Source organism: Psychrobacter sp. 1U2, from assembly GCF_051847575.1.
Map to the genome: position 1 here is coordinate 1 of NZ_JBPYDC010000797.1, position 829 is coordinate 829.

The following is an 829-nucleotide window of genomic DNA, read 5'->3' on the forward strand; positions in this document are numbered from 1 at the left end:
CAATAGTCAATCTGGAAAAGGCGGCGTTGCTTACATCTTGCAGCGCAACTATGGGTTTAATTTGCCACGCTGGATGCAAATTGACTTTAGCGGTGTGGTGCAAAAGCAGGCTGAGACAGCGGCACGCGAGCTACAAAATGATGAGATATTACAGACCTTTGAAGACACATATTTGCAAAAAGGCAATTTAGAGCTATTAGATTATAGTGTTAATAATAAGGGCGGAGCCGTTTATTTTAATGGTCAAGTACAAATGAATGACGATACTATTACGATTGACGGTACGGGTAATGGCCCATTATCATCATTTATTGATGGACTTGCACAGCACACTGGTAAATCCATCCATGTTATTAATTACGCTGAGCATGCTATCAATCCGCAGCACAATAGTGGTAATGGTATCGACGACGGCAACAACAGCGATAATAAGACCAATGCCAATGCGGCCGCTTATATTCAGCTTAACGTCGATGGCGAGGTTTATTCTGGTATTGGTACTTGTAGCAGTACGGTATCGGCGATGCTAAAAGGGGCACTCTCTGCATTTGCTCAAGCGCCAAGTACGGTAGCCGCTTAGTTTTAGTCACAGTTAAGCAGCATAAAACTAAAAACCGCCATATCTTTTATAGAGTATGGCGGTTTTTTTTATAGAATATAAGCTCTGCTAAATGCACATCTGTTCATCTATAGCATAAAGTTACTTGTGTGTTCGACAGCGAGGACTTACACTAAGACAGACAATCTATATTATAAGTATAAGGTTAATTATGGAACCAATCTCGTTTGCGTCATTTACGTTAGCTGCTGTTCTAGCTTCACTACCTGG

At 41.3% G+C, this 829-nt stretch carries 1 protein-coding gene; it reads left to right on the plus strand.

Annotated elements, in window-relative coordinates; genetic code table 11:
- Positions 1-580 (plus strand): alpha-isopropylmalate synthase regulatory domain-containing protein (locus ACS8FD_RS18795; protein ID WP_439276968.1); only part of this gene is annotated, 580 nt, incomplete at its 5' end.
- Positions 581-829: the final 249 nt, after the last annotated feature.